Here is a 1,431-nt window from a genome sequence, read left to right on the forward strand (position 1 = left end):
TATTTCCTCCTGATACGTATCAACGTACGTTTATAGTGCAATAAATATTTGATAGGCAAAAGGAGTCTTATAATGTTTAACTTATAGCTCAAATTACGTTTCAAAATAGATTACTTTTATACTATAGCATGCCTTTTCAGAAAACACAACTATAAACCCTCGGGACTTTCAGTTCCTCTATTCATCTCATTTGTTTGAACATTTCGTTGAAAGAAGAAATTTCTTTCTTCTGATAAATCAGTCCTAGCTCCTCCATCAAAAAGCGCTCACTCACATTGGACAACATTCGTTCAATTCCGCTAATGGCTTCCTCTGGTGCAGATCCTTGAACAAACCAGAAGACAGATTTTTGATACAAAGGAGCCTCTGGTGTGTCTAACCCATACTGAAAAAGATCCGTCCAGCGATCAATAAATGTTTTCAACAGACCGGTCACATCCCACCAGTAGATCGGTGTGCCAATAACTAAGATATCTGCTTCTTTGATTACTTCTATTACTTGCTCGAATTCATCTTCTTTAGTCACCTGTCCTAACTGATTGACCGAATAATCAACTAAGTGTAGGACCCTATACTCGATATCCTCCAAGATTTTTTCTCCCCATTTAACGGTCATCCCCTTTTTATTCGGGCTTGCATTAATAAACAAAATGCTCATGCTTTCTCCTCCTTTTAAAGTTGTCCACCTGCGCCCTCTTTTTTATATAAGATCTTGGCTTATGTTTATATTGGAACGATTATGATATCAAAACGATACTTTTCTTCAACAAATATAACATTTTTTACATTAAAAAAACAAATATCAAAAAAATTATCGTCTGCTAAAACTATCTATTATTATTCTCTGCTTAATGATAAAATAATGTTTGTTTGTTATTATTTCTTTATATAATTATAACGTTGTTTGTTCATCTGCTAGTATTCTTGCTTTACCCACACTCTCTAACTGGCTTTCGTCGGTTCGATTCCGACATAGAGAATACGGTCAATCGCCGTAAATTAAACCACTCGCTTTTATTAGGGGAGCTTCGCATGAAAGCGATTTATTTTTAGGAAATAGGAGGAAGAAATGAATTTATTGTTGTTATTGTTAGGGTTCATCAGTTTGATGCTTGGTCTACATCTCTTTAGTCGATCGAGTAAAAGAGGCGCAAAAGCTTGGCAGCGCCATCTCATTTTATTTAGTGCTTTATTCGGTTTGATCCTGATCACTGGCGCTTGCGGATCTGGTACCAATCAAGCTTCAAAAGCAGATACCGCTACTTCGGAAACCACTTCAACATCCAGTGAAGAAAAAGCCAAACGAGAAGCGGATGAAAAAAAAGAATTAGAAGAGAAAAAGAAAGAAGAAAAGCTAGCTGCTGAGAAAAAAGCACAAGAAGAACAAGCAAAACTTGAAGCAGAAAAAAAGGCGCAAGAAGAACAAGCGAA

Annotated in this window: 1 protein-coding gene and 1 pseudogene; one reads left to right on the forward strand and one right to left on the reverse strand. The window is 36.3% G+C overall.

Features of this window, described 5'->3' with window-relative positions; translation table 11 throughout:
- Positions 1 to 181: 181 nt before the first annotated feature.
- Positions 182 to 658 (reverse strand): flavodoxin family protein, encoded by a 477-nt coding sequence (locus CUS89_RS15945; RefSeq protein WP_104872799.1) that lies wholly within the window; start codon positions 656 to 658, stop codon positions 182 to 184.
- A gap of 411 nt (positions 659 to 1,069) precedes the next feature.
- Here CUS89_RS15945 and CUS89_RS15950 point away from each other — a divergent pair.
- Positions 1,070 to 1,431, forward strand: a pseudogene (locus CUS89_RS15950) (hypothetical protein); the annotation flags it as partial.

Origin of the sequence: Enterococcus mundtii (assembly GCF_002947535.1) — a bacterium.
GTDB lineage: Bacteria > Bacillota > Bacilli > Lactobacillales > Enterococcaceae > Enterococcus_B > Enterococcus_B mundtii_B.